Genomic DNA, 22072 nt, shown 5'->3' on the forward strand with positions numbered 1-22072 from the left:
CCAATGAATCCTTCCATTTCCGAACCCGGCAGCGATGTGGCTGCCACGCGCTGGTGGGCCGTGGGCAGCCTGCTGGCATTGATGCTGCTGTGCGTTGCGTGGGAACTGTGGCTCGCGCCGCTGCGACCCGGCGGCTCGTGGCTGGCGCTCAAGGCGCTGCCGCTGTGCCTGCCGCTGGCCGGCCTGCTCAAGCGCCGCATGTATACCTACCGCTGGGTCAGCCTGGTGGTGTGGCTTTACTTCACCGAAGGCGTGGTGCGCGCCTGGAGCGACCCCGCGCCCAGCCGTTGGCTGGCGCTGGCGGAGATCGCGCTGTGCCTGTCGCTGTTTGCGGCCTGCACGCTGCATGTGCGCTGGCGCCAGCGCTCGGCGCGGGCCGCGGCGCTCTGAACGATTTTTTTGCGAGAACCATCGACATGTCCAAGCTGCTAGACACCCTGCGCCAGATCGTTGGCGCCCCGAATGTGCTGACCGAAGGCGACCTGAGCGCCTATGAGCAGGACTGGCGCCGCCGCAGCCACGGCAAGGCACTGGCCGTGGTGCGCCCGGCCAGCACGGCCGAAGTCGCGGCCGTGGTCAAGGCCTGCGCCGAGACCGCTACCAGCCTGATTCCCCAGGGCGGCAACACCGGCCTGTCGGTGGGCTCGACGCCCGATACCAGCGGCACGCAGGTCGTGCTGAGCCTGCAGCGCATGCAGGCGGTGCGCAGCATCGACCGCGACAACCTGACGCTCACGGTGGAAGCCGGCTGCATCCTGCAGAACGTGCAGCAGGCCGCGGCCAACGCCGGACTGCTGTTTCCGCTGTCGCTGGCGGCCGAAGGCAGCTGCACGATCGGCGGCAACCTGGGCACCAATGCCGGCGGCACGCAGGTCGTGCGCTACGGCAACAGCCGCGAGCTGTGCCTGGGGCTTGAAGTGGTCACACCCCAGGGCGAGATCTGGGACGGGCTCAAGGGCTTGCGCAAGGACAACACCGGCTATGACCTGCGCGACCTGTTCATCGGCAGCGAAGGCACGCTGGGCGTGATCACCGCGGCCACGCTCAAGCTGTTCCCGCAGCCCGCCGCGCGCCTTACCGCCTGGGCCGCCGTGCCCTCGATGGAGGCCGCGGTGCGCCTGCTGGGCCTGTCGCACCAGCAGCTGGGCGCGGGCCTCACGGGCTTCGAGGTCATGGGCCAGTTCGCGCTGAGCCTGGTGGTGCGCCACATGCCGCAGCTGCGCGTGCCGTTTGCCGACCTGGCCGAGGCGCCCTATTGCGTGCTGCTGGAGAACTCCGACAGCGAATCGGAAGAGCATGCGCGCGGCCGCTTCGAGGCGCTGCTCGAAATGGCCTTCGAGGACGGCTGCGTGCTCGATGCCGTGGTGGCCGAGAGCATCGCCCAGGCCAAGGGGCTGTGGCATGTGCGCGAGAGCATTCCGCTGGCCCAGGCCGAGGAAGGCCTGAACATCAAGCACGACATCTCGGTTGCGGCCTCGCGCATTCCGGCGTTCGTGGACTATGCCGATGCACTGCTGCAGGCCGAGATACCGGGCGTGCGCCTGGTCAACTTCGGCCATCTGGGCGACGGCAACCTGCACTACAACGTGCAGGCCCCGGCCGAGGGTGATCCCAAGGCCTTCCTGCGCGAGCAGGAAGCGCGCGTCAACGACCTGGTCTACGAAGCCGTGGCGAAATTCGGCGGCTCGTTCTCGGCCGAGCATGGCGTGGGCGCGCTCAAGGTCGACAAGTTGCAGCAGTACCAGTCGCCTGTGGCGCTGGGCATGATGCGCGCGATCAAGCAGGCGCTCGATCCGCTGGGCATCATGAATCCCGGCTGTGTTCTTCCCCGGCAGGAAGCGGTTTAAGGCACGGCCCGGCGCTGGTTCTGGATCAGCGTCTGCACGTCCTTGGGCCATGGCACCTGGGCCGCGGGCGGGTCGATGAACTCCTGCGACTGGCCGGCGTTGAGCAGCCAGACGCGCAGCGCGTTCTGGCGCGGGTCGATGACCACGGCCGCGGCCTCGACGCCGCCTTCGTGCGGGCGGTTGCCGGTGATGAACCACAGGCCATCGGCGGCCGTGAGCGGCGAGACGGTGCGCATGTTGGCCAGCAGCACCGGATACTCGGCGCCCAGCAGCGCGCGCAGCCGCGCCGCGAGCACGCCCTGCTCCAGGTAGTTGTCGGCGTCATACGGGTACTGGCCGACCGACGGCGCCAGGCTGGCAAGCGATTCGAGCGGCGCGCCCGCCGTGGCCGGCGCGTCCGCTGCCGGCGCGGTGGGCACGGGCTTGTCCTTGAGGATCACCGCGGCGGTGGCGGAGACATCGGCGGCGTTCAGCGCCACCGGCGCCGCATGGACGGTGCCCGCCAGCGCGGGCGCGGTGGCGGTGGGCGCCACGATCACCGTCTTGGGTTCGGGCGGCTTGGGCTCGCAGCCGGCAAGCAGCCCGGCTGCGGCGGCGGCCGCCGCGGCCATGGCAAGCGCCTTTGGACAGGAAGCAAATACAAAGCGCATGGTTCACACCTTCGAGCAAAGGGTTGAGTGCGGCATCGCGCCGACGCCGCATCCCGATCTTTCATCACTGCCCGGCCGCCGCGCACAGCGCGCAGGCAGGCCCGGCCCCGCACCATTTTGCGGCGCCTGCCCGCGCCATCCTGTCGGCCAAGGCCCCGCCCTGCGGCGTCCCTGTGCAGCGAGCATGAAAAAACCCGACGCCGGCGGCGTCGGGTTGGGTGGCTGAAACCTGCGCGATCAGACCTGGGCCAGCGCCTGCTCCAGATCGGCCAGCAGGTCATCGATATGCTCGATGCCCACCGACAGGCGCACCATGCCCTCGGTCACGCCGGCCTTGGCGAGTTCGGCCGCATCGAGCTGGCGGTGCGTGGTCGAGGCCGGGTGCGTGGCCAGCGACTTGGAATCGCCGATGTTGACCAGGCGCGTGAACAGCTGCAGCGCGTCGAGGAAGCGCGCGCCGGCCGCGCGGTCGTCGCCGCCGGCCGCCTTGAGGCTGAACGACACGATGCCCGAAGCGCGGCCGCCCGACTGCTTTTGCACGATGGCGTGGTCGGGGTGGTCCTTGAGGCCGGCGTAGCGCACCCATTCGATCTTGGGGTGCTTTTGCAGCGTCTCGGCGATCTTCTGCGTGTTCTCGCAGATGCGGTCCATGCGCAGCGCCAGCGTCTCGATGCCCTGCAGGATCTGGAAGGCGTTCTGCGGCGAGATCGCCGCGCCCATGTTGCGCAGCGGCACGACGCGCGCGCGGCCGATGTAGGCGGCGGGACCCAGGGCTTCGGTGTAGACCACGCCGTGGTAGCTGACATCGGGCTCGTTCAGGCGCGGGAAACGCTCGCGGTGCTCGGCCCAGGGGAAGGTGCCGCTGTCGACGATCGCGCCGCCGACGCTGGTGCCGTGGCCGCCCAGGTACTTGGTCAGCGAGTGCACGACGATGTCCGCGCCGAACTCGATGGGGCGCAGCAGGTAGGGCGAGGGCACGGTGTTGTCGACGATCAGCGGCACGCCATGCGCATGCGCGACATCGGCCAGCGCGCGGATGTCGGTCACGTTGCCCAGCGGGTTGCCGATCGACTCGATGAAGATGGCCTTGGTCTTGGCATCGATCAGCTTGCCGAAGCTCTCGGGATCGCGCGCGTCGGCGAAGCGCACCTCGATGCCCTGCTGCGGGAAGGTGTGCGCAAACAGGTTGTAGGTGCCGCCATAGAGCGTCGCGGCCGAGACGATGTTGTCGCCGGCTTCGGCGATCGTCTGGATCGCATAGGTGATGGCCGCCATGCCCGAGGCCACGGCCAGCGCGGCAATGCCGCCTTCGAGCGCGGCCACGCGCTTTTCCAGCACGTCGGTGGTCGGGTTCATGATGCGGGTGTAGATGTTGCCAGGCACCTTCAGATCGAACAGGTCGGCGCCATGCTGGGCGCTGTCGAACGCATAGGCGACGGTCTGGTAGATCGGGACCGCGACGGCCTTGGTGGTGGGATCGGGGCTGTAGCCGGCATGGACGGCCAGGGTTTCAATGCGCATTTTCTTGCCTCTTCGGTTTCATGGATGGAAATGCCCCATGGTATTCATCCATGCGGCGCGGTTTCAAATAAATACTGAACAATAAACGGCGTGACGCTTGAATCAACCTGGCGCATCACATAATGGCCAGCGATTTGCCTCGATACACAGGATAAGGCGCATGGCGGCCCTCAGGAAACGGCCGTGCCGAAATAACCACGGATTTGCGCCTCCAGGCTCAGGGCAGCGAGCCAGGAGGTCTTGGGATTTTCCGGCAGCGGCGCATTGGCCAGCTCGATACGGAATTCGCCAAACGCGCCGCGCACTTCCAGCGCATGGCAGTTGCGCGTGATGCCCGGGTCGGCCACCAGCTGCACCTGGGTCTGCTCGAAGCCCATGCCGGCCAGCGCCACGGCGGCCGTGACATTGGCGTTTTTCGGATAGGCGCGCGCGGATTCGCCGGCCGATCCGCTGAAGATGACCACGGGTTCGCGCAATACCGCCAGGTCGAAGGCCTCGGCCGCGGGCGTGCCGCTCCACGCCAGCGGCGGCTTGCGCCCCACATAGCGCACGCTGTGCAGCCCGGCGCCGCGCGCCGCGTCAAGCGCGTCGAGCCCGCCGATCGCGCCCGACACGGTGATCAGCCGGCTTGCACCGGCACGCGCGCTGTCGTCCAGTTGCGCGCGCAGATCGGCATCGGCGAGCACGCCCACCGAGGTCAGCAGCACGTCGATGCCGGCGCGCAGCGCGGGCGCCGCATGCTCGCGCACCGCGCCATGGCCCGCGCATTCGACCAGCAGACCGGGCTGCCAGTCGAGCAGCGCCTTGGCGCCGGTCAGTAGCGTGACGCCCGCGGGGGCATCGGCTGGGCCGCGCAGCACCAGCGCCAGCGCGGCTTCGGGCAGCTGCTGCGCCAGACGCGGCAGCAGGTAGCGGCCCATGGCGCCGTAGCCGAGGACCGCGATGCGCGGCCGGGGAGTGGAATGTTCAGCGGGCATAGGCGGTGGCGGCCGTGGGCAGCATCAGTTGGCGGCGCAGTGGCGCATCGGCCATGAATCTTTCGGTGATCTTCAGGATGGCGTCCATTTCCGCGGGCGTGTTGTAGCCGCCCATGGAAAAGCGGATCGAGCCGGTGTCGAGCAGGTTGCAGACCACGCCCTGGGAGTAGAGGTACTTGCGCAGCGCAAACGCCTGCGGGTGGCGGATGCAGACGATGCTGCTGGCCTCGCCGGGGTGCACCGAGGACAGGATCTCGAAGCCCTGGGCGCGCAATCCGGCATCGAGCCGCGCGGCCAGCGCTAGCGTCCAGGGCGCGAGGTTCTCGACCCTGGCTTCCTCGATCATCAGCAGCGCCTGGGCCAGCCCGTAGACGCCGGGATAGTTGATGTTGCCGCCTTCGAGCACGCGCGCGTCGCCGCTTGCGGACTTGAGCTGCCAGCCCTGCTCGCGCTTGTCGATGCGCGTGGCAAACGACGGACCCGAATGTGCGGGACGCAGCTGCGCCAGCAGCGCCGGCGCGACATACAGGAAGCCCAGCCCCAGCGGGCCATGCAGCGCCTTGTAGGCGCCGCAGGACAGGGCGCTGATGCCCCAGTCCTCGACATCGATGGGCAGCAGGCCCACGGCCTGGATGCCATCGACCACCAGATGGATGCCCTGCTCCCGGCAGCGCCGCGCCAGCGCCTCGATGTCGGCGCGCACGCCGGTGCTGTACTGCACGTACGAGACGGCAATGAGGCGCGTGCGCGCATCGACCCGCGACCAGAGGGCGTCGAGCGTCACGCGCCGCTCTTCGGTGCGCGCCACGCGCACCTCGACGCCGCGCGCGCGCAGATGCAGCCAGGGCACGGCGTTGACCGGATGCTCCTGGTCGTCGATCACCAGGTTGTCGCCGGGCTGCCAGGGGAAGCCCTGGGCAACGATGTTCAGGCCTTCGGTGGTGTTCTTGGTGAAGGCGATGTCGCGGCTCCTGCCGCCGATCAGCCGTGCGACCTGGGTGCGCACGCCTTCCGCTGCCGCGAGCCACTCGGGCTTGTCGGCGCGCGCCAAGCTCAGATGGTTGAAGAAATGCTGCATCGCCTGGCTCACGCGCGGCGCCATCGGGCTGCAGTACGCCTGGCAGGCATAGATCTTTTCGGCCGTGATCGGGAAATGGCGGCGAAAAGCCTGCTGCCAGGGCGGCGCGTCGGTACTCGTGTGCATGGGGAAATTCTAGAACCGACCTGTTCACCCACGGCTGTTACAGCCTCACTTTTTAAGTCATATGCATAGTTGCATTCCTTCTAACCGAAAACCGCCCGATTTGAAATGTTTACTTACAATAAACCAAACCTCGTCTGAGCGCGCAGATTTCAATACATCGGTGAATATCATCAATATGCAATATTCATTTCCCTGAAACGCGCCCGCAGCACGATTCGATAATCATCCATCAATCATTCCAATTCAAAATGCGCAATACCTTGCTGCGTCGATTGACCCTGGCCGCCGTCGGCGCGGCCGCTGCGTTGAGCCTGGTTCCCGCCAGTGCGCAGGGCCAGAACACCACGGTGGATACCATCAAGAAACGCGGCCAGATGGTCTGCGGCGTGAGCCAGGGCTCGGCCGGGTTGTCGCTGGCCGACAACCAGGGCCGCTGGAGCGGGCTGGACGTGGACTTCTGCAAGGCGTTCGCGGCCGCGGTGCTGAACGCGCCCGACAAGGTGCGCTATGTGCCACTGAGCTCGCAGCAGCGTTTCCCGGCTTTGCAGTCGGGCGAGATCGATGTGCTCAACCGCAACACCACCGTGACCTCGGGCCGCGATGCCGGCATGAACGTCACGGCGCCGGCCATCGTGTTCTATGACGGCCAGGGCTTCATGGTGCCGAAGAAGCTGGGCGTGAAGAGCGCCAAGGACCTCGATGGCGCCCAGGTCTGCGTGCAGCCGGGCACCAGCAACGAGCAGAACCTCGTGGACTGGTTTGCAACGCACAAAATGCAATACCGCGCGGTGGTCATCGAGAACCTGGTGGAGCTCGAGAAGGCGTTCTATGCGGGCCGCTGCGATGTCTATCTGTCGGATGCCTCGACGCTGGCCGCGAGCCGCTCGTCGCGCGCCGGCCATGCCGACGATTTCGTGATCCTGCCCGAGCGCGTGAACAAGTCGCCGCTGAGCCCCTGGGTGCGCGACAGCGACAGCCAGTGGATCGACATCGTCAAGTGGACCGTGCATGCGGTGGTGACGGCCGAGGAGCTGGGCATCACGGCGAAAAACATCGACAGCTTCAGCAACAGCAAGGACCCGCAGGTGCGCCGGCTGCTGGGCATCGATGCCGGCATCGGCAAGAGTTTCGGGCTCAGCGACAAGTGGGCCTACAACGTGATCAAGGCCGTGGGCAACTACGGCGAGATCTGGGACCGCAATGTCGGCCCGAAAACCCCGCTCAAGCTCGAGCGCGGCCAGAACGCGCTGTGGAACAAGGGCGGCCTGTTCTACGCCCCGCCCTTCCAGTAATCCCTCCATACAGGCGGCGGCCCGGGTGCAGCAGCTGCGCCCGGGCCGCCTTTTTTCCATGGCATTGCTGGATTTCAGCTTTCTCGGCCAGCGCGCCGGCTTCCAGATCGCGCAGAGCCTGTGGACGGTGACGCCCGATCAGCCCTACTGGCAGGTGATCGTGGCGGGGCTGGTCAACACGCTCACCGTGGCCGCGATCGCGATTCCCCTGGCCACGGCGCTCGGGCTGCTGCTGGGCGTGCTGCGCCTGTCGCGCCACCCGCTGCTGGCGCGCGTGCTGGCCGCAGTGGTCGAGCCGCTGCGCAACACGCCGGTGCTGCTGCAATTGTTCCTCTGGTACGCGCTGCTGCTGCAGCTGCCCGTAGTGCGCGAAGCCTGGCAGCCGCTGCCGGGCGTCTATCTGTCCAACCGCGGCCTGGCGCTGCCGCTGCTCGAAGGCGCGAGCGGGTGGCCGCTGTGGCTGCTGCTGCCCGCGGCGGCACTGCGGCGCCGGCCGCGCCTGGCATGGGCCATGGCCGCGTTCGCGCTGCTGCTGGCACTCGGCGTGCAGGATTACGCCGCCTGGCACTGGGATGCGCCGCGGCGCGCGGGACTGGGCCTGCGCGGCGGCTGGAGCCTGAGCCCCGAACTCACCGCCTTGCTGCTGGGCCTGACGGTGTTCCATGCGGTCTTCATCTCCGATGTGGTGCGCGGGGGCGTGCTGGCCGTGCCCGTGGGCCAGGTCAACGCGGGCCGGGCGCTGGGCATGGACGGGCCCGCGCTGGCGCGCCAGGTGATCTACCCCTATGCGGTGCGCGTCGCCGTGCCGCCCTATGCCAACCAATGCCAGATGCTCATCAAGAACAGCACGCTGGCGATTGCCATCGGCTACCAGGAGCTGATGGCCATCATCAACACCACCATCACGCAGACCGGCCGCGCGATAGAAGGCATGACGCTGGCCATGGCGTTCTATGCGCTGCTGGGCCTGCTGCTGGCGGCGGCCATTGCGCGCTACAACGCGCATGTGAACTGCTACAGCGTCGACGCCGCGGGCACGCTGCGCCTGGGACAGGTGCTGCGCCGGCCGCAGTTCAGCCGCACCGCGCTGGCGGGCACGCACCAGCGCGCGCTGCTCACGCTGGTGCTCGGGGGCGCCACGCTGTGGCTGCTGTGGCGCGGGCTGCGATGGGCGCTGACCGATGCGGTCTGGACCGGTACGGCCGGGACGTGCGCCCAGGCCGCGGGCGCCTGCTGGGCCGTGGTCACCCATAACGCGCCGCTGCTGGCCTTCGGCACGATCGCGCCCGCGCAGCGCGCCCAGGCCGGGCTGGCGTGCACGCTGCTGGCGGGCGTGGCGGTGGCGCTGGTGCTGCCGCGGCTGGCGCCGCGCTGGCGCGTGGCAACGGTGCTGGCCGGTGGCGGCGCAGCGGCCGCGGTGCTGGCCGGCGCCGTGGGCCCGTGGCCCGCGTTGCCGGTGGTGTCCTGGGGCGGGCTGCTGGCCACGGTGGCCATGGCGCTGAGCGCGATCGTGTTGGCGATCCCCCTGGCCGTGGCGCTGGCGCTGATGCGGCGCAGCCCCCGGCGCGCGCTGCGCTGGCCCGCGGCCGCGCTGATCGATGCGGTGCGCAGCATTCCGCTGGTCGTGCAATTGCTCGTGGCCTCGTTCTGGATTCCGATCTTCATCGGCGGCGACTGGTCCAACGCGAAGTTCCAGCTTGCGCTGCTGGCCATCGTGCTGCACACCGCCTGCATGCTGGCCGAAGTGCTGCGCGGCGCGCTCCAGGCCGTGCCCGGCAGCCAGCGCGTGGCGGCCATGGCGCTGGGCATGCGCCCGGCGGCGGTGCTGGCGGCGGTGGTGCTGCCCCAGGCCCGCGCGCTGGCCGCGCCGGCGGCGCTGGGCGTGTTTGTCGGCGCGGTCAAGGACACCTCGCTGGTCGCCAGCATCGGCGTGTTCGACGTGCTGGCCGCGGCCAAGGCCGTGGTCGCGGACACTGCCTGGCGCCCCTACTTCGTCGAGGTCTACTGCTTTGTCGGCCTGTTCTACCTGCTGGTCTGCCTGCCGCTGTCGTGGCTGTCGCGCCGGCTTGCACGCCACTGAACCGCGGCCCGACAGGCCCGGGGCATTGCGCCGATCGGACCCGTGCGCGGGCCGCTTGCGCTACGATCCGGGCCTATGAAACAGTATCTCGACCTCGTCCAGAACATCTTCGACAACGGCAGTTGGCAAGACAACCGCACGGGCGTCCGCACCCTGAGCCTGCCGGGCGCGATGCTGCGCTTCGACCTGCAGCAGGGCTTTCCCGCCGTCACCACCAAGAAGCTGGCGTTCAAGTCGGCCGTGGGCGAGATGGTGGGCTTTCTGCGCGCCTGCCGCAGCGCCGCCGATTTCCGCGCGCTGGGCTGCAAGGTCTGGGACCAGAACGCCAACGAGAACGCGCAGTGGCTGGCCAACCCCTACCGGCTGCAGGAAGACGACCTGGGTTCGGTCTACGGCGTGCAGTGGCGCCAGTGGCCGGCCTACAAGCTGATCGACCCGGCCCAGCCCCAGGGTCCGGCGCAGATCCAGGACGCGCTGGCCAAGGGCTACCAGCAGATCGGCGTGCTCGATGCCGCCGCCGGCGAGCAGGCGGGCGTGCTGATGTACAAGGCCGTCGACCAGTTGCGCCAGTGCCTGGACACGATCATCAAGGACCCGGGCAACCGCCGCATCCTGTTCCATGGCTGGAACTGGGCCCAGCTCGATGAAATGGCGCTGCCCCCGTGCCACCTGCTCTACCAGTTCCTGGTCGACAAGAGCAAGGGCGAGATCTCGCTGTGCCTCTACATCCGCAGCAACGACGTGGGCCTGGGCACGCCGTTCAACCTGACCGAGGGCGCGGCGCTGCTGCATCTGGTCGGCCGCCTCACGGGCTACAAGCCGCGCTGGTTCACCTACTTCATCGGCGACGCGCATATCTACGAGAACCATGTGGACATGCTGCAGGAACAGCTCAAGCGCGAGCCGTTCGAGTCGCCGAAGCTGCTGCTGTCCGACCGCATTCCCGACTATGCCGTCACGGGCAGGTACGAACCCGAATGGCTGGAAAAGGTCGAGCCTTCGGACTTCTCGCTCGAGGGCTACCAGCACCACGCGCATATCACCGCGCCGATGGCGGTCTGACGCACAGCAGGCCGCCGGCGCCTTAAGACGGCGTTAAGCTGCGGCTTCAACACTTCCGGGTATGAACAAGTACCTGGATCGCCAGAGCCGCGCTGCCCTGGCCGTTTTCTGCCTGATCGCGCTGTGGGATGCGTCAGGCCTCGACACTGCGCTGGCGCAGCTGGCCGGCTCCCACGCCGGCTTTCCGCTGCGCGACAGCTGGCTGCTTTCCACCGTCTTTCACGACGCCGCGAAGTCGCTGGCCTGGCTGGGCGCGCTGGCGCTCGCGGCCACCACGGTCTGGCCCTGGGGACCGTTTCGCGGCCTGCCCTTCGCGCGCCGGCTGCAACTCGCGGCCGTGACCATTGCCGCCAGCGGGGTGATTGCGCTGCTCAAGTCCGGCAGCCACACCAGCTGCCCCTGGGACCTGCAGGAATTCGGCGGCGTGGCCAGCCAGGTCTCGCACTGGGCAGGATGGCTGCGCGCCGATGGCGGCGGCGGGCATTGCTTTCCCGCGGGCCATGCGTCCACGGGCTTTGCCTTCATGGGCGGCTACTTTGCCTTGCGCGCCGACAAGCCCCGGCGCGCGCGGATCTGGCTTGCGGCATCGATTGCGCTGGGCCTGCTGCTGGGCGCCGCACAGCAGCTGCGCGGCGCGCATTTCATGAGCCACACCCTGTGGACCGGCTGGATCTGCTGGCTGTTCGGCTGGGCCACCGACATCTTCTTTTCGCGCCACGTCGCGCAAGCGCAAGGAGCCCGCTGATGTTTGCGCGAAAAATCCATTCCCTGTGGCTGATCCTCGCGGCCAGCCTGTGGATGACCTATGCCGGCAACACGGCCCTGTGGAAGAAGCTGGCGAGCCTGGGGCTGATGCACAACCTGTCTGGCGTGGGTTTCGTGCTCGCGCTGTCCGTCATGCTCGCGGCGGCGCTGGCCGGGTTGCTGGCGCTGTTTGCCTGGAAAGGCGCGCTCAAGCCGGCCATGCTGGTGCTGTTGCTGGTCACGGCATTCGCGAGCCATTTCATGAACAGCTTTGGCATCGTCATCGACCCCAGCATGGTGACCAACGCGGTACAGACCGATGTCCACGAAGCCGGTGCCCTGCTCAATCCTGGCCTGGTGGTGAATGTGGTCTTGCTGGCCCTGATCCCGGGCTGGCTGATCTGGCGCCAGCCCATCGCCTACGGCCCGGCACGCAAGCAGCTGTGGAAGAATCTCGCCACCGTGGCGCTGGCCATCGTGGCCATCGTGGCGCTGCTCGCGCTGTCCTACCAGACGATGGCGTCGACCATGCGCAACTACAAGGACCTGCGCTACCTGCTCAACCCCTTGTCCAGCGTCTACTCGGCGGCGCGTGTCGTGCTCAAGCCCTTCGAGCTCGATCCCAGCGTGCTGCGGCCCATCGGCGACGATGCGCGCGCCATGGCGCCGATGCATGCCGGCGCCAAGCCGCTGACCTTGCTGCTGGTCGTCGGCGAAACCGCGCGCAGCGACCATTTCAGCCTGAACGGCTACGAGCGCGAGACCAATCCCGAGCTGAAGGCGCGTGGCGTGGTCAGCTTCGGCAACGCCTGGTCCTGCGGCACCAGCACCGCCGAGTCGCTGCCGTGCATGTTTGCGCACCTGGGGCGCGATGACTTCCATGGCCGCAAGGCCAACTACGAGAACCTGCTGGACCTGCTGCAGAAGGCGGGAATGAACGTGCTGTGGGTCGACAACCAGTCCGGCTGCAAGGAGGTCTGCAACCGCGTGCCCCACGTCGAGACCACCAGCCAGTGCGGCAGCGCCGAGTGCTTCGATGAAACCATGCTGAATGCGATGCAGGCGCGGCTGCGCGCGCTGGGCGAGCGCCAGCGTGGCAAGGGCACGGTGATCGTGCTGCACCAGATGGGCAGCCACGGCCCGGCCTACTACCAGCGCTCGCCCGAGCAGTACAAGGCTTTCCTGCCGGAGTGCCAGACCAGCGCCTTGAAGGATTGCAGCCAGGACCAGGTACGCAACGCCTACGACAACTCGATCCGCTACACCGACCACTTCCTGGCCAAGGCCATCGACTGGCTCCAGGCCAACACCGACAACTCGGCGCTGATGTATGTGTCCGACCACGGCGAATCCCTGGGCGAGGCGAATGTCTACCTGCATGGCCTGCCCTATGCCTTTGCGCCCGATACGCAGAAGAAAGTGCCGTGGATCACCTGGCTGTCGCCCGAATTCGAGCGCGAGAACCGGCTCTCTTCCAGCTGCCTGCGCCAGCACGCGGGCGAGCGCGTGACGCATGACAGCTACTTCCACGCCGTGCTGGGCCTGGCGGATGTCGCGGCCCGCGAATACCAGCCGGAACTGGACTTCTACCGGGCATGCCGCACCTAGGTGGCCGCATGGGCTTGCATGCCATGCGGCGATACGGGTAGGCTTGGCGGGCATGGCATGGACGCCATGCCTTCCTCCAAGAAAAACCCTGCAATGCAATTCAGACCTTCCCTGCAGCGCGAGCTGCTGGCGTGGACCCTGGGCGGACTGGTGGTGGTCTGGTCGGCCTTCATCTGGTTCGGCTATCTCACGGGCGAACATGAAGCCGACGAGCTGACCGACGGGCACCTGGCCAGCGTGACCTCGCTGCTGCTCGCGCAGCGCGCCACGGCGTTCACCAGCCAGCCCGACGCGGCGGCGCTGAGCAACCCCAGCCTCAAGGCGCATGATTACCAGCACTCGATGAGCGTCGTGATCTGGGACCGCGACGGCCGCGTGCTGGCGCGCACCGGCGAGGCGCCGTTGCCCGACTTCGGGCTGGACGACGGCTTCCAGACCGTGGCGCTCGGGCCGAAGCAGGTGCCCTGGCGCATGTTCGTGCGCTGGAACGACGGCGAACGCGAGCGGCGCGTTGCGGTGCTGGTGCCGATCGAGGAACGCGATGCGCTGGCGGAGGACATCGCCGAGCAGGTGGCGACGCCCGGTCTCTGGCTGCTGCCGGTCGTGGCGCTGGTACTGGTGCTGGCGGTGCGGCGCGGGCTTCGGCCGCTGAACCAGCTCAGCGAGCAGGTGCGCTCGCTCGAAGTCGGCCAGGCGCTGCAGCTGAAGGTGCCGCCGCACGAGGAGTTCCAGACCATGGTCAAGGCCATCGAGACCTTGTCCAACCGCTATACCTCGGCGCTGCAGCGCGAGCGCGACCTGGCCAATGAATTCGCGCATGAGCTCAGAACCCCGCTGGCGTCGCTGCAACTGCATGTCGAACTGCTCAAGACCGCGCCGCCCGATGCCATGCCGGCGCTGCTGCAGCGGCTGGACCAGGATGCGCAGCGCAGTGCCGCCGTGATCCGCGATCTGCTCGCGCTGGCGCGCGCCAGCCGCACGCAGCTGGCCGAGGATGCAGCCTCGTTCAACCTTGCCGAGCTGGTCAGGCAGGTGGCGGCCGACTATGGCGACAAGGCCTACCAGGCGCGCCATGAACTGAGCGTCTGCGCGCCCGACACCGTGATGCTGCGCGGCTACAGCTCGCTGCTGGAAATGGCCCTGCGCAACCTGATCGAGAACTCGCTGGCGCACACCCCGCCCGGAACCCTGATCGAAGTGCTGGTGGGCACGGAGCCGGTGTCGATCGAGGTGCGCGACACCGCGCGCCCAGGCGCGCAGGAAGGCGCGGCGCATGAAATCATGGGACTCGGCCTGGGGCACCAGGTGGTGCAGAAGGTGGCCGCGATCCATGGCGCCGGCTTCGCCAAGACGGCTTGCCCCGAGCGCGCCGCCACGGGCCACAGGATGGGCCCGCTGCGCGATATCGCCAGCTAGCCTTCGCTGTCCCAGGGAATGAAGTAGCCCACGCCGCGCATGGTCTGGATGCGCTCGCCGCCCAGCTTGCGGCGCAGGTGGTGGATATGCACTTCGATGGCATTGCTGTCGAGCGAACTCTGCCAGCTGTAGAGCCGCTCTTCGAGCTGCTGCCGCGACAGCACCCGCCCGCGCGCTTCGAGCAGCACCAGCAGGACCGAGAATTCGCGCGGCGACATCTCGACCAGCGCGCCGGCGCGGTGCACCGTGCGGGTCGCCGGGTCGACCACCAGGTCGCCGTGGGTGATGGTCGGCGAGGCCCGGCCGGCCGAGCGGCGCAGCAGCGCGCGCAGCCGCGCTTCGAGTTCCGCCACGTCGAAGGGCTTGGCCAGGTAGTCGTCGGCGCCCGAATCCAGCCCCGCGATGCGCTGGTGCACCTGGTCGCGCGCGGTCAGGATCAGCACCGGCGTGGCCGGATCGGGCAGGCGCTGCACGCCGGGCACGGCTTGCGGGCTGCCGCGCAGCCGCTTCAGCAGCTCGCTGCCATCCTGGTCGGGCAGCCCCAGGTCCAGCAGCACCGCCGAGAACGGCTCGGTGCACAGCGCGCTCCAGGCCTGCGCGACATTCCCGCAGACATCCACCGCGTAACCGCGCTGCTGCAGGTTCTCCTGCAAACCGGCGGCAATGCCGGGATCGTCTTCGACTATGAGGATTCGCATGGCCGGATTCTGGCGCAGATACCGCGGCGCGGCGTCAGACCATCAGCTCGATGAGGAAGGGGCCGCTCTTGCCGAAGCTGGCCTGCATCAGCTTCGCCAGTTCCTCCATCGAGTCCGCGCGCGCGGCCTCGACGCCCATGCCGTTGGCGAGCCGGGTCCACTCGATCGAGGGATTGCCCAGGTCCAGCATGCTCATCGCGGTCGCGCCGGGCGTGGCGCCGACGTTGCGGTACTCGCCGATGAGGATGTTGTACTTGCTGTTGTTGAGGATGATGGTGGTCACCGGCAACTGTTCGCGCGCCTGCGTCCACAGCGACTGCAGCGTGTACATGGCCGAACCGTCGGCCTGCAGGTTGATGACGCGGCGCTGCTTCTTCGCGCCCAGCGCCGCGCCGGTCGCGACCGGCATGCCATCGCCGATGGCGCCGCCGGCCAGATGCAGCCAGTCGTGCGCGGGCGCGGCGTGCGTGAATTTGTAGAAACCGCGGCCGTAGGACACGCTTTCATCCGAGATGATGGCGTTCTCGGGCATCAGCGCGGCCAGGGTCTGGGCCAGGCCCTCGGGCGTGGGCGCACCGCTGGCGGCCTCGGGGCGCGGGCCCGGATCGGGAATGGCGGCCTCGGGCGCGTTCAGCGCCTTGACCAGGCCGCGCAGGGCTTCGACCGGGTCCTGGTCGGGGCGCGACAGCACATGGAACTGGGCGTTCGGGTTGGCCTGCTCCGACGGCATGCCGGGATAGCCGAAGAAGCCGACCGGCGGGGTGGCGTTGACCAGGATGATGTGGCGGTACGGGTCGAGCGCCTTGATCGCCTGCTCCATGACATAGGGCACGCGTTCGAGCTGCATGCGGCCGCGGCCGCGCGCGAGGTGCGAGGCGCCGGCATAGCTGGCCATCACGGCCGCGCCGGTGGCGCTGGCGATGCGCTGGACCAGCGCCTGGGATTCGCTGAACACGGCCGGGCCGCCCAGCAGGATCAGCACGTCGCGCTGGTCGCGCAGCGTGCGCGCGGCCTGCTCGATGGCGCCGCTGTCGATGCCCGGCGGCACCGGCACGGCAAAGGGCGTGCCGACGATGCCGCCCTCTTCCCACGATACATCGGCGGGCAGGATCAGGCTCGCGACCTGGCCCGGGAAGGTCTGCGCCGCGCGCACCGCCTCGGCAGCGTCGCGGCCCAGCTCGGCGCTGTGCGTGCTGGTGCGCACCCAGGCGGACACGGTCTGCGCCATGCCCGTGGTGTCGGCCGTGAGCGGCGCATCGAACGGGCGGTGGTAGGTGGCCTGGTCGCCGACGATGTTGACGATGCCGCTGCGCGCGCGGCGCGCGTTGTGCAGGTTGGCCATGCCGTTGGCCAGCCCCGGGCCGCAGTGCAGCAGCGTGCAGGCCGGCTTGCGCGCGATGCGGTAGTAGCCGTCGGCCATGCCGGTGACCACGTTCTCCTGCAGGCCCAGCACGCACTGCATGCCCGGCACCTGGTCCAGGGCGGCGACGAAATGCATCTCGCTCGTGCCGGGGTTGGCGAAACAGGTATCCACACCCGCTGCCAGCAGCGTCTTCACCAGGCTCTTTGCACCATTCATCCTGTCCATCTCCTTTTTGACTTCGATTCAACCCTGGCTTCAGGAAGCCGGGGGCTTGCGGGTCGATGCCGCGGCGCGCGCCATCGAGGGACTGAGCATATAGGCAGCGATCCCCACCAGCACCATGGCCGTGGCAAACGCAAAGATCCGGGTGAACGCGGCGGCGGGCGTGCCCCCTGCGCCGAGGTTGGCATCGGCAATCAGCCCGAAGATCCAGGCCGCGGCGGCCGAGCCGAGAAACACGAAGGTATTGAGCAGGCCCAGGCCCCGGCCGATGACCTCGGGCGCGAGCAGCAGCCGGCCGTGGGACATCACCAGCGGGTGCAGCACGCCGATGGTGCCCAGCAGCGCCAGCAGCGGAAGGTCCAGCAGCAGCCCCGCTTCCGGCATCAGCGCCAGCGCCGCGGCCGCGGCCAGTGCGGCCAGCGCCCAGCCCAGCACCGTCGTGCGCACCGAATAGCGCTGCACGAACCAGGGCTGCACCGCCGCCGCGCAGATGGCCGCCACGCTCAGCAGCGCCAGCGCCAGGCCGCGCGTGCCGGCGGGCATGCCGAACACATCGGCCAGGTAAGGCCCGCCCCAGGAGTTGCGGAAGGTCGTGCCCACGGCCAGCGCCATGCACAGCGGGATCAGCGTCCACAGCGCGGGCACGAACAGCAGGCGGCCGCTGGCGCGCAGCATCGCCGCCGTGCCCTCCTGGCGCGCTTCGGCGTTGCCGGCGTCGCGGACCTGGGTGGCGACGAAGAAGCAGGCCACGGCCATCAGCAGGCCCGCCACCAGCACCGGCATGCGCCAGCCAAACGCATGCACCGCCCAGCCCAGCGGCGCGGTCGCGCACAGCGCGCCCAGCATGCCGGCCGCGTTGGCCCGGCTCACCGAGGCCGCGAAGCGGTGCGGCGGCAGCGCCAGCGCCGCGAAATGCATCAGCCCCATGAAGACCGGCGCGCAGGCCAGGCCCAGCCCGACCTGGGCCAGCATGGCCGTGCCGCCGTTGGGCGCGAACGCAAACAGCGCGGCGGACACCACGCCCAGCGCCAGCAGCACCCGCGTGGGCGCGCCAACGCCATATTTGTCGAAGGCCATGCCCACGGGAATCTGCGCGATGCCGAACGACAGGAAGTAGCACGACGACAGCGTGCCGAAACCGGCCGGCGACAGCTGCAACTCGCTTTGCACCTCGGGCGCCATCACGGCCAGGCAGCTGCGAAAGAACTGGCTCAGCATGAGCGCAAAGGTCAGCGCGGCCAGGCCGCGCACGGAGGATCGGGTGTCCATGGGGGTTGTCACGGCAGCTTACCGATCACGGGTCAGCACGAATTCGGTGATCTCGGACGGCACGCCCAGCCGGATCGGGAAACCCATCCACAGCCCGGTGCCGTTGCTCACGTAAAGCTGCATGCCGCCAACGCGGTAGCCCCGGCTCAGATAGCCTTCGTTGGGCGGGCCGAACACCGGCTCCATGCCCATCACCATGCCGCCATGCGTATGCCCCGACAGCTGCAGCGCGACGCCCGCCTCGGCGTGGCTGGCCGCGCCCGCGGGCCGGTGCGCGAGCAGCACGACGGGCGCGGCGGCCGGCGCGCCTTCAAGCGCCTTGTTCAGGTCGGGGCCTTCGTAGCCGAAACGCTGCGCGACCGCGTCGGCAATGCCGGCCACGGTCAATTGGCCTGCGCCGTGCTGCACCACCGCATGCTGGTTGGTGAGCATGCGTATGCCCAGGCCTTCGAGCGCGGTTTTCCAGGCGCCGTAATCGAAGTAGTACTCGTGGTTGCCGGGAATGCCGATCACGCCATGGCGCGCCTTGAGCTGCGCCAGCGGCGCGACATCGTCGCGACGGGCCTCGACCGTGCCGTCGATGAAATCGCCGGTCACGACGATCAGATCGGCCTGGAGCGCATTGGTGCGCCCGACCACGCCTTCGACCCAGTCGCGCTGGAACAGTTTGCTGATGTGCAGGTCGGTAAGCTGCACCATCCTGAAACCTTCGAGATCGGCCGGCAGGTCCTTCACGGCCAGTGGCACGCGGTGGACTTCGGGCAGCCGCGCGGCCTGGATGAAGCCATAGCCGCCCAGCGCGAACGCCAGCACCAGCTTGGTGACCCGGCGTGCCGTCGCGCCGGGCGGATTCGACAGGCGGCGCAGCGCCAGGGCCTGCAGCATGGCCACGATCTCGCCGATGACGGTGAACACCAGCAGCAGCACGAAACTGCAGAAGGTCCAGCCCAGCAGCGCGGCAATGGCATACGGCACCTCGGCCGAGAACATGGTGCCGAACAGGAGGCGGCTCCAGAAATGGTAGAGCGCACCGGGCAGCAGCGCGACGGCCAGCAGAAAGCGCCAGCGCGGGCGGATCGGCAGCGGTGCGATGACGCGCGCGACGATGAACAGATAGGCAATGGCGCAGTAGACGTGAAACACAGGGGACCCGGGAAATGAGGCAGGAGGACGCCGGGTATTCTGCCGTGCCATCGGCATTCGCGCCGGCAGTTGCTGTCGCGCATGCATACGCCGCAGGCAGCCGCGCCCGCTAAGATGGCCGGATGCCCACCGAACACGCCCTGCCCGACCGCGCCGCCGCGCAGGTGGACGGCCGCCGCTGGCGCCGCGCGCAGCGCGACTACATCGACGAGCCGCTGGAGGCGGTGCCGCGCGAGCAGGTCCAGTGCTCGAGCGCGGGCCGGCCCTGGCATGGCATCTCGCTGTGGCACCAGCGCGCCGATGCGCAGGACCTCTATATCCCGCCCGCGGGCAAGCACTGCATCATCGTGCGCCGCGGGCCCGACACCGGGCTGCTGCAGCGCCATGGCAACGAGACCCATGACGTGCGCTGGAAAACCGGCGAGGTGGTGCTGCTGCCCGCGCACACGCCCAGCTTCTGGCGCACCGAGCTGCCGCGCGACAACCTGCACCTCGACCTGTCGCCGCACTGGCTCGAAAAGGTCAGCGGCCAGGAGGCCGCAAGCCTGGGACTGCGCAGCTGCTTCGGCAAATCCGATCCGGTGTTGACGCAGCTGGTGCAGGTGCTGCTGCTGGCGCTGGACGACCACAGCGGGCTGCAGCCCGCCTTCGCCGACGGCATCGCGGCCAGCGTGGCCATCCATCTGCTCGAGCATTACCGTCTGCCGGGCCAGGCTGCCAAGTCCGCGCCCGGACTCACGGCGCGGCAGCTGCGCCATCTGCAGGCCTATGTTCTCGACCATCTAGACCAGCCGCTGAGCGTCGAGCAACTGGCCGCCGAAGTGCAGTTCAGCGCCTGGCATTTCGCGCGCTGCTTCAAGGCCAGCTGCGGCCTCACGCCGCACCGGTTCGTGCTGCAGCAGCGCCTGCAGCGCGCGCGCACGCTGCTGCTGGAGTCGCGCCTGCCGGTGGGCGAGATCGCGCGCCAGCTGGGTTTTGCCTCGGCGCCGCATTTCTCGCAGGCCTTCGCACGCCACTGGGGACTGTCGCCGCTGCGGCTGCGCCAGCAGCACTGAGCGGACGCGCGCCGCAGGATTTCGACAATCGGCGCAAGCCGGCGACATTCGCGCCGCCGGGGTTCTCCATACTGCGTCCCTGACCGTCGGGCCGCGCTGCGCCACCGGCGGCATATCCCAAGCAAGATGGAGACAGACATGATTTCACGGCGTTCCCTGATCCTGAGCGGTGCGGCCCTGCCCTGCGCCACGCTCGCCCCGCTGGCGCGCGCGCAGGCCGCGCAGCCGTTTCCACGCCGCCCGGTGATGTGGGTCGTGCCCTATCCCGCGGGCGGCTTCGGCGATGCGGTCTCGCGCGTGCTGGCGCAGCACATGAGCGGCACGCTCAAGCAGCCGGTGGTCGTCGAGAACAAGCCCGGCGCGGGCGGGCAGATCGCGGCCGCACATGTCAAGCAGCAGCCGGCCGACGGCCACACGCTGCTGTACGGCGACATCGGCCCGTTCGCGATGAATGCGGCGCTCTATCCCAAGCTCAACTACCACATGCAGCGCGATTTCCTGCCGATCACGCGCCTGCTCAGCTCCAGCCTGCTGCTGGTGGTGCCGCCGGGCAGCCCGTTCAAGACGTTTGACGACCTGGTGCAGGCGGCGAAGTCGCGCAAGCCGGACGTAGCGCTGTCCTATGGCTCGTACGGCATCGGCAGCCAGCCGCATATCTGGATGGAAATGCTCAAGCGGGAAACCAGGGGACAGTTCCAGCATGTCGCCTACAAGGGCGGCGCGCCCGCGATCCAGGACCTGATGGGCGGCCATATCGAGGCCATGCTGGACGTGGCCGCGAACAGCCTGCCCTATGTGCAGGAAGGCAAGCTGCGCGCGCTGGCCGTGGTCGGCAGCGACAAGCGCCTGGAGCGCCTGCCCCAGGTGCCCACGGTCGCCGAACTCGGCTACCCGGGCCTCAATGCGCCGGGCTGGACGGGTGTCGTCGCCCGCGCCGGCACGCCGCCCGAGATCGCCGAGCAGCTGCGCCAGGCCGTGGTGCTGGCCGTGCAGTCGGAGGAGATCAAGCGCCGCTTCGGCGACCTGGGCGTGACGCCCGCGCCGCAGGCGCCCGCGGATTTCGGCCGCTTCATCCAGTCCGAGACCGAGCGCTGGGGCGCGGCCATCCGCGGCGCCGGCGTGGTGCTGGAGTGAGGCCGCATGGCAGGCTCCCTGTTTGATCTGGGCGGCAAGGTGGCGCTGGTGACCGGCGCGACGGGCGGCCTGGGCGTGGCGCTGTGCGAGGCGCTGGGCGCCCATGGCGCCAGCGTGCTGGTATCGGACCACGATGCCGGCGCCTGCGCGCGGCGCGCGGCACGCCTGGGGGCGGCCGGCATCGACGCCGCGCCGCTGTGCATGGACCTGGCCGACATCGGCGGCATTGCCGCGCAGGCCGCGCGCGCGCTGGCCTGGAAAGGCGGCATCGACATCCTGGTGTGCAACGCCGGGGTGCAAGGCCCGGCCGGGCCGCTGGCCGAGATCGGCACGGCCGACTGGCAGCAGGTCATGGACATCAATCTGCGCTCGGTGCTCGAGCTCAGCACGCAGCTGCTGCCGGCGATGGCCGCACGCGGCGGCGGCAGCGTGATCCTGATGTCCAGCATTGCCGGGCTGCGCGGCAACAAGGCCATCGGCCTGTATGGCTTGTCCAAGGCCGCGCTGGCGCAGCTGGCGCGCAACCTGGCCGTCGAATGGGGGCCGCAGGGCATTCGCGCCAACGCGATCTCCCCGGGCCTGATCCGCACGCCACTGGCCACGCCGCTGCTTGGCGATGCGGCCTTCATGCAGCGCCGCCTCGCCCAGACCCCGCTGCGCCGCGTCGGCGAACCGCACGAGATCGCGGGCGCCGCTGTCATGCTGGCCAGCGCGGCCGGCGCCTTCATCACCGGACACAACCTCGTCATCGATGGCGGCACGACCATCGGCGACGGCAACTGAAACA

Annotated in this window: 19 protein-coding genes; 11 read left to right on the top strand and 8 right to left on the bottom strand. The window is 69.0% G+C overall.

Translation table 11 applies throughout. The features are described from left to right. Nucleotides 1–3 precede the first annotated feature (3 nt). The gene (locus HUK68_RS13245; protein WP_175504583.1) at nt 4–390 is read left to right on the top strand and encodes a DUF2069 domain-containing protein; all 387 of its coding nucleotides are present in this window, start codon (nt 4–6) and stop codon (nt 388–390) included. Between the two features lie 26 nt (nt 391–416). Next, on the top strand, nt 417–1847 hold the full coding sequence (locus HUK68_RS13250) for an FAD-binding oxidoreductase (protein ID WP_175504584.1): 1431 nt from the start codon (nt 417–419) through the stop codon (nt 1845–1847). Here the strand turns inward: HUK68_RS13250 and HUK68_RS13255 are convergent. The 4 genes from HUK68_RS13255 to HUK68_RS13270 form a co-directional block, all read right to left on the bottom strand. After that, entirely contained in the window at nt 1844–2458 is a 615-nt protein-coding gene (locus HUK68_RS13255; protein ID WP_175504585.1) for an Ivy family c-type lysozyme inhibitor, read from the bottom strand. The genes HUK68_RS13250 and HUK68_RS13255 overlap by 4 nt on opposite strands. A gap of 276 nt (nt 2459–2734) precedes the next feature. Then, nucleotides 2735–4018, bottom strand: coding sequence for an O-acetylhomoserine aminocarboxypropyltransferase/cysteine synthase family protein (locus HUK68_RS13260; protein ID WP_175504586.1), 1284 nt, complete (start codon nt 4016–4018; stop codon nt 2735–2737). A 170-nt stretch (nt 4019–4188) separates the two neighbouring features. Then, complete coding sequence (locus tag HUK68_RS13265) at nt 4189–4995, bottom strand: aspartate dehydrogenase (RefSeq protein ID WP_175504587.1); 807 nt, start codon at nt 4993–4995, stop codon at nt 4189–4191. Continuing rightward, complete coding sequence (locus HUK68_RS13270) at nt 4985–6199, bottom strand: aminotransferase class V-fold PLP-dependent enzyme (protein ID WP_175504588.1); 1215 nt, start codon at nt 6197–6199, stop codon at nt 4985–4987. Before HUK68_RS13270 ends, HUK68_RS13265 begins: the two co-directional genes overlap by 11 nt. 248 nt (nt 6200–6447) lie before the next feature. Here HUK68_RS13270 and HUK68_RS13275 point away from each other — a divergent pair, with 248 nt between their 5' ends. From HUK68_RS13275 to HUK68_RS13300, 6 genes are all read left to right on the top strand, one after another. Then, the gene (locus tag HUK68_RS13275; protein WP_208458666.1) at nt 6448–7491 is read left to right on the top strand and encodes an amino acid ABC transporter substrate-binding protein; all 1044 of its coding nucleotides are present in this window, start codon (nt 6448–6450) and stop codon (nt 7489–7491) included. A gap of 58 nt (nt 7492–7549) precedes the next feature. Beyond that, on the top strand, nt 7550–9571 hold the full coding sequence (locus HUK68_RS13280) for an ABC transporter permease subunit (protein ID WP_175504589.1): 2022 nt from the start codon (nt 7550–7552) through the stop codon (nt 9569–9571). 75 nt (nt 9572–9646) lie between these two features. Further along, nucleotides 9647–10633, top strand: coding sequence for a thymidylate synthase (locus HUK68_RS13285; RefSeq protein ID WP_175504590.1), 987 nt, complete (start codon nt 9647–9649; stop codon nt 10631–10633). 61 nt (nt 10634–10694) lie between these two features. After that, entirely contained in the window at nt 10695–11378 is a 684-nt protein-coding gene (locus HUK68_RS13290) for a phosphatase PAP2 family protein (RefSeq protein ID WP_175504591.1), read from the top strand. Beyond that, nucleotides 11378–12985 (top strand): phosphoethanolamine transferase, encoded by a 1608-nt coding sequence (locus tag HUK68_RS13295; protein ID WP_175504592.1) that lies wholly within the window; start codon nt 11378–11380, stop codon nt 12983–12985. The genes HUK68_RS13290 and HUK68_RS13295 overlap by 1 nt, the downstream gene beginning before the upstream one ends. Before the next feature lie 93 nt (nt 12986–13078). Continuing rightward, complete coding sequence (locus HUK68_RS13300; protein WP_175504593.1) at nt 13079–14401, top strand: sensor histidine kinase; 1323 nt, start codon at nt 13079–13081, stop codon at nt 14399–14401. On the opposite strand, the gene HUK68_RS13305 is transcribed toward HUK68_RS13300, so the two are convergent. The 4 genes from HUK68_RS13305 to HUK68_RS13320 are packed head-to-tail and all read right to left on the bottom strand — an operon-like array spanning nt 14398 to nt 19096. Then, nucleotides 14398–15099, bottom strand: a complete 702-nt coding sequence (locus tag HUK68_RS13305; protein ID WP_175504594.1) for a response regulator — start codon at nt 15097–15099, stop codon at nt 14398–14400. The two genes, HUK68_RS13300 and HUK68_RS13305, sit on opposite strands and share 4 nt — an antisense overlap. 34 nt (nt 15100–15133) lie before the next feature. Continuing rightward, on the bottom strand, nt 15134–16678 hold the full coding sequence (locus tag HUK68_RS13310; RefSeq protein WP_175504595.1) for an acetolactate synthase large subunit: 1545 nt from the start codon (nt 16676–16678) through the stop codon (nt 15134–15136). A 39-nt stretch (nt 16679–16717) separates the two neighbouring features. Then, complete coding sequence (locus HUK68_RS13315; protein ID WP_175504596.1) at nt 16718–17953, bottom strand: MFS transporter; 1236 nt, start codon at nt 17951–17953, stop codon at nt 16718–16720. 18 nt (nt 17954–17971) lie between these two features. Beyond that, a complete protein-coding gene (locus HUK68_RS13320) occupies nt 17972–19096 on the bottom strand; it encodes a metallophosphoesterase (protein ID WP_175504597.1) in 1125 nt (374 codons plus the stop codon). Nucleotides 19097–19218: 122 nt separating this feature from the next. On the opposite strand from HUK68_RS13320, the gene HUK68_RS13325 reads away from it, so the two are divergent. The 3 genes from HUK68_RS13325 (at nt 19219) to HUK68_RS13335 (ending at nt 22068) form a co-directional block, all read left to right on the top strand. Beyond that, nucleotides 19219–20151 carry a helix-turn-helix domain-containing protein gene (locus HUK68_RS13325; RefSeq protein ID WP_175504598.1) on the top strand — a complete coding sequence of 311 codons (933 nt, stop codon included), beginning with the start codon at nt 19219–19221 and terminating at the stop codon, nt 20149–20151. Nucleotides 20152–20289: 138 nt separating this feature from the next. After that, the gene (locus HUK68_RS13330; RefSeq protein WP_175504599.1) at nt 20290–21285 is read left to right on the top strand and encodes a Bug family tripartite tricarboxylate transporter substrate binding protein; all 996 of its coding nucleotides are present in this window, start codon (nt 20290–20292) and stop codon (nt 21283–21285) included. Nucleotides 21286–21291: 6 nt separating this feature from the next. Continuing rightward, complete coding sequence (locus HUK68_RS13335) at nt 21292–22068, top strand: SDR family NAD(P)-dependent oxidoreductase (protein ID WP_175504600.1); 777 nt, start codon at nt 21292–21294, stop codon at nt 22066–22068. Nucleotides 22069–22072 lie beyond the last annotated feature (4 nt).

This window comes from Comamonas antarctica, assembly GCF_013363755.1.
GTDB lineage: Bacteria > Pseudomonadota > Gammaproteobacteria > Burkholderiales > Burkholderiaceae_C > Comamonas > Comamonas antarctica.

Excerpts from the sequence above, each read along its gene's own strand:
- HUK68_RS13245 (WP_175504583.1), top strand. The coding sequence starts at position 4 with ATGAATCCTTCCATTTCCGAACCCGGCAGCGATGTGGCTGCCACGCGC.
- HUK68_RS13250 (WP_175504584.1), top strand. The coding sequence starts at position 417 with ATGTCCAAGCTGCTAGACACCCTGCGCCAGATCGTTGGCGCCCCGAAT.
- HUK68_RS13255 (WP_175504585.1), bottom strand. The coding sequence starts at position 2,458 with ATGGCCGCGGCGGCCGCCGCCGCAGCCGGGCTGCTTGCCGGCTGCGAG.
- HUK68_RS13260 (WP_175504586.1), bottom strand. The coding sequence starts at position 4,018 with ATGCGCATTGAAACCCTGGCCGTCCATGCCGGCTACAGCCCCGATCCC.
- HUK68_RS13265 (WP_175504587.1), bottom strand. The coding sequence starts at position 4,995 with ATGCCCGCTGAACATTCCACTCCCCGGCCGCGCATCGCGGTCCTCGGC.
- HUK68_RS13270 (WP_175504588.1), bottom strand. The coding sequence starts at position 6,199 with ATGCACACGAGTACCGACGCGCCGCCCTGGCAGCAGGCTTTTCGCCGC.
- HUK68_RS13275 (WP_208458666.1), top strand. The coding sequence starts at position 6,448 with ATGCGCAATACCTTGCTGCGTCGATTGACCCTGGCCGCCGTCGGCGCG.
- HUK68_RS13280 (WP_175504589.1), top strand. The coding sequence starts at position 7,550 with ATGGCATTGCTGGATTTCAGCTTTCTCGGCCAGCGCGCCGGCTTCCAG.
- HUK68_RS13285 (WP_175504590.1), top strand. The coding sequence starts at position 9,647 with ATGAAACAGTATCTCGACCTCGTCCAGAACATCTTCGACAACGGCAGT.
- HUK68_RS13290 (WP_175504591.1), top strand. The coding sequence starts at position 10,695 with ATGAACAAGTACCTGGATCGCCAGAGCCGCGCTGCCCTGGCCGTTTTC.
- HUK68_RS13295 (WP_175504592.1), top strand. The coding sequence starts at position 11,378 with ATGTTTGCGCGAAAAATCCATTCCCTGTGGCTGATCCTCGCGGCCAGC.
- HUK68_RS13300 (WP_175504593.1), top strand. The coding sequence starts at position 13,079 with ATGCAATTCAGACCTTCCCTGCAGCGCGAGCTGCTGGCGTGGACCCTG.
- HUK68_RS13305 (WP_175504594.1), bottom strand. The coding sequence starts at position 15,099 with ATGCGAATCCTCATAGTCGAAGACGATCCCGGCATTGCCGCCGGTTTG.
- HUK68_RS13310 (WP_175504595.1), bottom strand. The coding sequence starts at position 16,678 with ATGAATGGTGCAAAGAGCCTGGTGAAGACGCTGCTGGCAGCGGGTGTG.
- HUK68_RS13315 (WP_175504596.1), bottom strand. The coding sequence starts at position 17,953 with ATGGACACCCGATCCTCCGTGCGCGGCCTGGCCGCGCTGACCTTTGCG.
- HUK68_RS13325 (WP_175504598.1), top strand. The coding sequence starts at position 19,219 with ATGCCCACCGAACACGCCCTGCCCGACCGCGCCGCCGCGCAGGTGGAC.
- HUK68_RS13330 (WP_175504599.1), top strand. The coding sequence starts at position 20,290 with ATGATTTCACGGCGTTCCCTGATCCTGAGCGGTGCGGCCCTGCCCTGC.
- HUK68_RS13335 (WP_175504600.1), top strand. The coding sequence starts at position 21,292 with ATGGCAGGCTCCCTGTTTGATCTGGGCGGCAAGGTGGCGCTGGTGACC.